Raw genomic sequence first — 6,109 nt, forward strand, 5'->3', positions numbered from 1 at the left:
TTCTAATAAGCACGTTATCTTTTGCTCAGAAATTGTCTAAAGAACACTTGAGAAATTTCCCAAAAGAAAATGGTTTTTATAAAACATTTGTGCTGTCAAAATATAATAATAAGTTAAGAGCAAATGTCGTACTCCACTCTGACTTCCTTAAGGATAAAGATGGAGACCTTACAGAAAATGTTCTCATCTCGTTTCTAAAAAAAGAAAACAGTTGGTTAGCAAATGATATTCAAGTTATTGTTAAATGTAGAGGAAAATGCATTAACTATATTGATGAGGATACAAACGCACTCTATAGAAATAATTTTTTCTATTTTGAATTTTCTTTTGATGGACCTCGTTACTCAGGTTACCTCTTTGCATTTAAAAAAGAGGACGATGGTTATTTTAATTTAGTGAAAATGCAAGAAGTCTTTAAATCTTTCTATTGGGATATGCCCATTCGCTGGTATAACCCAACTAAAAAGTAAATTATCAGTATAATTCGCCTAAGAATACCAAATCAATTAAAAAACAGTAAGCCCCGCGCTTGCTGTTTTTCTTTTTAAGCTGCCACTACTAACTTTACCACCGCTACCAACCGCTCTGTCATCACCGAGGACGGACGTTTCTACAACTTTGACATCGTCTATAATCCCGCTCCTATACATCTGAGCTTTGACATCAGCAGGATCTTACTTGCTCAGTCCCCCACCGACTTTCATCGCGCTCCCCAAACCGACATCCTCTTTGCCGATACCCGTGGCGATTCGCCTGCTGTTATCAATCTGATGATGCAGTCCATCTATAAACAGCAACGCCATCTTTTGCGCCACATAGGCGCACGAAACGGCACGCTCCAAAGCGAGCTGCGCGGTATCTACACACGAAAGGTAAATGCTTCCTCTCATTGTTTCTTCTTCAGAGGAAAAGGTCTCAGTGCTGAATAGCTGTGTTTGCGCTCTCCAATCTGTACCAAAAAAGCGATTGATACGGCTTATTAGGGCAGTGGATTTGTACATTCCTAACTCACAAGCCGAAAAAAGTTGTCTGCCGAGATTGGCAGGGCTTACAAAGTCATTGTCCCAAAGGGTTACCGATAATCCTGCGTGTCCTAAAGCAACCAAAGCGTGGTTGATACGTGCTAAAGCAGTGGCTACTTGCGAGCCTGTGCCTCCTGCTCCTATCAGATGTACTTTAATAGGATTGGTAGCATTGAGCAAAGCTGTATCAGTAAAATGTACCCGCTCTTTGTGTGCTTGGACTGAGGTGATGAAAGGGTTGAGGGTGTTTGAGGTGTTTAGGGTTTGTTTCATCGTTATAGGATTTGTTGTAATGTGAGATGATTGGAGTTGAGCAGTTCGCAAGGGAAAGACTTATTACTTTGAGTGAGTTCCTGCCAAAGGCTTATTAAGGGTATTTTGGTTATAGGATATGAGCCTAATTGATGAGAAAAATAGCTATTGAAAAAATAATCTTCCCATTGGGTGATAAAATCTTCTAAGCAAGAGGCTTTACGCTCATCTACCTGCACTGACCCCATACACACATTGCCATTTTCATAGACGTTGAAAAAAGGCGCATAGCACAGAGGTGTATTAAGGTGTGGCTTTTGGTTTTTGGCTAAGGCATATATCCAAAGGCTCTTTGGTGTAGCTTTCCACAACAGAGGAGGTATACTTACTTCTTTGCTTTCTATAGCGAGGGAGGAAGCAAAAAACAACTGCTTTTTTTGTGCTTTAGAGTACCAAACAGCCTGCCCCTCGCCTTTATGGGATAGATGGAGCACCCTGCGGGGGATAATACCTTTAGGGATTAGAAAGGCTTGTGCTTGCTGTTTTTGGCAGGTGAGCGTTTTGGCAAGTGCTTGCGCTTGGTCGAGAGTGAGGGGTTGTGCGCTTGTAGGGTTACCATTGCTATCAAGGTGTAAGTACTCTACATAACTCTGTGGGTTGTAGCGGTTACTATCTTCGTAAAAAACAAGTGCTGATGTAGGGCGATATACTTCCCCTACTTCTGGGGTGAGGTCTGTATATTTCATTTTAAATGCGGTTTAAAAGGGTTATAAGTTTGGTTAAGAGAGGAAAGAAACGCTGTTCAAAATCAAAGTTAGCAAGGGGTGTTGTGCTGTTGAAATGCTTGTGAATGGTAGGGAGTTCTATCTCACTACATTGGGAGTATTCTCCATTGAGCCAATCTAAAAGATAGGTATGGAATAGGTCGCTTTGGTCTTCATAGACAAAAGATAGATATTTCTCTACCTCAAAAAGTTCTTCTTCACCTTGCTCATAGTCCTCTGCTCTGTGCAAATGGGTATAGATAGAGTGATTAGGAAAATCCTGCCACAAGGTATAAAAGGCTTGTGAGAGGGCAAGGCATTCGGCTTCTAAATCATTCTTAGGAATAAAGCGGTTTATGCGTATTTGAAAAAAGTCTAAATGGCAAGGGTTACGTATCTTTTTGGAAAGAATAGTACCTATTTGTTGTGCCTGCTTTAAAAGGTGCAGGAGGTGGTCTCTTTCCGCTATTTCTTCATAGTCTTGGCTAATACAATCCTGCAACATTTCATAGGCATAAGCCACAAAACAATCTTCTTGTACATAGTTTGCTATAAAAGCACGTTGGTTTAGGTAGGCATATACCGATAAAAATAGTTCATAAAGTGGTTTGTTTTTATGTACTTTCAGAAGTCTATAAAGTGGTTGCAGAGGGACAAAAAACACTTCGTTAGGCAAATAAAAGCGTTCTTCGCAAGAGAAAAAAGCATCGCTATTGGGGGCTTTCAATACTTTTAGTTCACAGAAAGTACCTTTGGTATCTCTCTTTTTGATTTGCTCTTGGCTGTAAGAAAGGGCTAAGGCAATCCCACAAGAAAGGTCATACTGCTCTATGGGAAAGGGAGTAAAGCCGTAATGGTCTGCCATTTGAGCGAGGGAACACTTGAGAGTGGTTTTTAGCTGTACTTGCTCCTCTCCACTAAAAATGATGTGCTTGCTTGAGTGATACACTTTAGGAGGAAAGGTCGTTTTTAGAAAACCATTGGCAAAAGAGTTTTCGGGGCTACTTGTTGCTGTTCTTGACGTATCTGTGAGCGGTCTTTGGAGCGTTGGACTGCTTTGGAAAACTCTCTTAACCTGCGGTAGAGTTCTCTCTGTGCTTCGCTTTGTATGGGTGCGAGGTTTTGTTGGGATTGCTGTTGCATACATTTTTAGTTTGTTTTTAGTTTTTGATAATGTTTGTAATTTTAGCTATAAGCCTTGTTTTAAGCTGTTTTACAAGGCTCATAGCTTTAGAATTAGTAGAGATTTAGCCTTTTGTACCCATTGTGATTTGTAGGGGATAGACAACGCTGTCTCCCTCTACATAAGGTGTGCCTGCTTTGGCATTGGTGAGCAGGGGGTAATGGGTGCTGTAAAAATTCTTGACTTGCTCTACTGACCACGATGGATTAGGGTCGGCAAGGTGAATAGTTTGTCGGTTTTCTTCGAAGACAAACATTCTTTTCAGTTGGGTAGCTATGAGCATAACAATACTTTTTTTAGGGGTTAATACTTATTCTTCAAACAAGGTAGGGGCAAAGTGTGTGGATAGTTCTGACCTTTTTTTGCGGATTTTATCGGCATAGTTAGGGAACTCATCGGGAGGAGGTAGTTTTGACCACGCTTCTCGGTACTTGCCCTGTGCTTCTAAATCAGCTACTTTTTTCATAGCCTCATCGTATTTCTTTTGTTGTTTCTCGGCTTTTTCTTTCTCCATAGCTGATTGCCTTTGGGCTTGCTTTTGCGCCTCGATGTACTGCTCCATATTTACAAGCAGAGACGAGGTTTCTTCTAAGGGTTGGGTGATGCTTTGAAAAAAGCCTGCATCTAATTCTTCGGCAGTGCCTCTAAGTACTAAGGGAGGCAAAAGGTGCTTGGCAGGGTCTGAACATTGTTCATTCTCAAGCAATACCGATACAACAAGCTGGCTATTTGCTTCTTGGGTTATGACTAAGTGCAGTTTGCCTTGTATGGCTAACTGAGCAATTTGATTGAAAAAATGGGTTTCCATTGGATACTTCGTTTTTAAATTAATACTTCTGTTTTTATATCCTTATCTTTTAAGGGGCTTTTTTGATAGTGTTTTCAGTGCGATAACTCACTGTGTAGCCGTTTGCCTTTACGATAGCTTCTAAGGCTTGTCGGGCTTTAAGGGTTGCCTCTCGGTCTTGGTCGCTAAGGTTCATAAAGTGCAGTGGTTCAAAAGTTCGGATGATTATCCCTATATAGGACAGGGCTTGGGTGTCGGTTGCTAAGGGCTGTTTGAGTGTTTTCATTAGGATACTCTTTTTTTAGGTTAAACTACTTCTTGGGGTTCTATCTCAAACTCAATGCTTCTTTTGCTACATTGGGTTTGGTCGTACCATTGCAAGTTGGTTAGGTCGTCTTGGGTAAAGGGTAGCTTGTACCGCTTGCAATAGGCTTTTATCACTTCGATTGCTTTGTACTTGCTTGTGCATACTTGCATAAGGACACGGCTACTCATATAGTGCCAGCTGTCGGTTTTATAGACTAAGTAAACGCTTTCCATAGGCTGTTAGGTTTTATTAAGGGTTGAGTTTTGGGCTTCTTTGAGTTGTTTTAGTTTAATATATAAGTCCTGCCAATAGGCTTTTAGCCTCTTATCTAACGCCTTGTGGGTGTTGTCAGTATGCTTATACCCTCTAAAGCTATCGGCTTGCGCTAAGGCTTTATCAAGGTCGGTTACCTCTATAGGTACGCCATTGAGGTCTGTTATTATCATTTTTCAAAGTTTTTAAAAAGTTCATCAAAACGGATGTCTTCTGTCCAATACTCATCGGAGGAGTATTTTCCATAGGCTTTTATATAGAAATCATCGTATCGGGTAAATACGCTTCGGTAAATATCCAAACGGCTTTCAGGCGTATTGAAAGAGGCTAATTCCTCCTCAGTGAGTTCCACAAAAGCCCAAGTACGTTCTTCCAAAAAGGATAAATCGGGTTGTTCCTCATCGCTGAGGGTATAAAAGTCGGTTCTTGCCTCATAGAAACTAAGGTTTACAAAATCAGGGTCGCTCTTTAGGGTAGATACTTGTTGGGCTACTTTTTTCACTTTCTCAAGCCATTGCTCGGTAAGGCTGATAAGGGCAAAGTCGCAACTATCCCATTCGCTATTGCTATAGGCACGCACCAAAAGGTGTGTTGTAGGTGTTTTGCTGATATTCATTTTCTGTTCAATTTTAAAGAGTTATACATTTAGAAAGGCAAATCGTCCTCGTCTTCCTCTGCTACTTGCCCTGTTGTGACTTGGGGCTTTGGCAAAGGTGTTATAGCATTTGCGTTATTTGCCTCACTTGCAGAGGTATTAGGTGTTACTTCTGCTTTCTTGCTAAAGTGGAATTTGATTTTGGAGGTGTGAAAATTCAAGCCTGCTTGAGGTTCTCCCTCACGATTGAGCCACGCTCGTGCCGATACTCGTCCTTCCAATTCAACCAATGTGCCTTTGGTAAGGTACGGAGCAACCCCCGTACTGAGCCAATAAGCACAGTCAAAAAAGGAGGTTTGTTGTACGTTTTCACCTGCTTTGTTTCGGTAGTTGTCGTTCACTGCTACAGAGAAATTAACGACTTGTTTGCCATTTGATAGGGTTTGCACTTGTGCATTTTCGGTAAGTCTTCCTACGATATTCATAAGCGTTCTATTTGTTATTAGGTTACTAAATTTCTACTATTTGGTCTATGCGCCCATAAAGATAGGCACGGAGGCTGGTGTGGTCGATAGCATAGTATTCATACCAAGTATTATACTGCTTTACAATGAACTTTCTCAGTACATCGGAAAAGTCAAATCGGTAGCCCAATAAGGGGATAGCATTTCTGAAAAAGCAGTTACTATTGACCGCTTGGGTAATCCAATTTTTCTCTGTTCGGGTGAGTTTCTCACCGCTATTGAGTTTTACACGGAGCTGATAGACTTGGCAGTCTTTCAGATGTTCTAAGGGGCTTATTTCGTGAGACACGAATTTAGTTGCGATACAGGGTTCTTTTTTCATCTTGTTGCATTTTAGGAGTTTTATACGGCTTTACGGCTTGTTTGGACACGATACGCACGATTTTCGGCTTTTAGGTTGTC

General features: G+C 41.1%; 12 protein-coding genes and 1 pseudogene. 2 read left to right on the forward strand and 11 right to left on the reverse strand.

The features are described 5' to 3' along the window. Positions 1-89 precede the first annotated feature (89 nt). Both HMPREF9071_RS01495 and HMPREF9071_RS12635 read left to right on the forward strand, forming a co-directional pair. On the forward strand, positions 90-470 hold the full coding sequence (locus HMPREF9071_RS01495; protein ID WP_162859664.1) for a hypothetical protein: 381 nt from the start codon (positions 90-92) through the stop codon (positions 468-470). A 120-nt stretch (positions 471-590) separates the two neighbouring features. Then, the gene (locus tag HMPREF9071_RS12635) at positions 591-929 is read left to right on the forward strand and encodes a DUF4138 domain-containing protein (protein WP_083808015.1); all 339 of its coding nucleotides are present in this window, start codon (positions 591-593) and stop codon (positions 927-929) included. A 90-nt stretch (positions 930-1,019) separates the two neighbouring features. On the opposite strand, the pseudogene HMPREF9071_RS12640 reads toward HMPREF9071_RS12635, so the two are convergent. The 11 genes and pseudogenes from HMPREF9071_RS12640 to HMPREF9071_RS01545 form a co-directional block, all read right to left on the reverse strand. Further along, positions 1,020-1,295: pseudogene (locus HMPREF9071_RS12640) on the reverse strand (ThiF family adenylyltransferase); the annotation flags it as partial. 2 nt (positions 1,296-1,297) lie between these two features. Continuing rightward, the gene (locus tag HMPREF9071_RS01505; RefSeq protein WP_009744761.1) at positions 1,298-2,020 is read right to left on the reverse strand and encodes a PRTRC system protein B; all 723 of its coding nucleotides are present in this window, start codon (positions 2,018-2,020) and stop codon (positions 1,298-1,300) included. Position 2,021: 1 nt separating this feature from the next. Next, positions 2,022-3,185, reverse strand: a complete 1,164-nt coding sequence (locus HMPREF9071_RS01510; protein ID WP_009744762.1) for a hypothetical protein — start codon at positions 3,183-3,185, stop codon at positions 2,022-2,024. Positions 3,186-3,285: 100 nt separating this feature from the next. Continuing rightward, a complete protein-coding gene (locus tag HMPREF9071_RS01515) occupies positions 3,286-3,504 on the reverse strand; it encodes a PRTRC system protein C (protein ID WP_009744763.1) in 219 nt (72 codons plus the stop codon). Between the two features lie 27 nt (positions 3,505-3,531). Then, positions 3,532-4,029: a PRTRC system protein E gene (locus HMPREF9071_RS01520; RefSeq protein ID WP_009744764.1), complete on the reverse strand. Its 498-nt coding sequence runs from the start codon at positions 4,027-4,029 to the stop codon at positions 3,532-3,534. Positions 4,030-4,078: 49 nt separating this feature from the next. Beyond that, positions 4,079-4,294, reverse strand: a complete 216-nt coding sequence (locus tag HMPREF9071_RS01525; protein WP_009744765.1) for a hypothetical protein — start codon at positions 4,292-4,294, stop codon at positions 4,079-4,081. A 20-nt stretch (positions 4,295-4,314) separates the two neighbouring features. Then, positions 4,315-4,548, reverse strand: coding sequence for a hypothetical protein (locus HMPREF9071_RS11875; protein WP_009389118.1), 234 nt, complete (start codon positions 4,546-4,548; stop codon positions 4,315-4,317). 6 nt (positions 4,549-4,554) lie between these two features. Beyond that, positions 4,555-4,761 carry a hypothetical protein gene (locus HMPREF9071_RS01530; protein ID WP_009744767.1) on the reverse strand — a complete coding sequence of 69 codons (207 nt, stop codon included), beginning with the start codon at positions 4,759-4,761 and terminating at the stop codon, positions 4,555-4,557. Beyond that, entirely contained in the window at positions 4,758-5,204 is a 447-nt protein-coding gene (locus HMPREF9071_RS01535; protein WP_009744768.1) for a hypothetical protein, read from the reverse strand. The genes HMPREF9071_RS01530 and HMPREF9071_RS01535 overlap by 4 nt, the downstream gene beginning before the upstream one ends. A 29-nt stretch (positions 5,205-5,233) precedes the next feature. Then, positions 5,234-5,668: a single-stranded DNA-binding protein gene (locus HMPREF9071_RS01540; protein WP_009744769.1), complete on the reverse strand. Its 435-nt coding sequence runs from the start codon at positions 5,666-5,668 to the stop codon at positions 5,234-5,236. A gap of 25 nt (positions 5,669-5,693) precedes the next feature. Further along, entirely contained in the window at positions 5,694-6,029 is a 336-nt protein-coding gene (locus tag HMPREF9071_RS01545; protein WP_009744770.1) for a hypothetical protein, read from the reverse strand. Positions 6,030-6,109: the final 80 nt, after the last annotated feature.

Source organism: Capnocytophaga sp. oral taxon 338 str. F0234 (assembly GCF_000192225.1).
Taxonomy (GTDB): Bacteria; Bacteroidota; Bacteroidia; order Flavobacteriales; family Flavobacteriaceae; genus Capnocytophaga.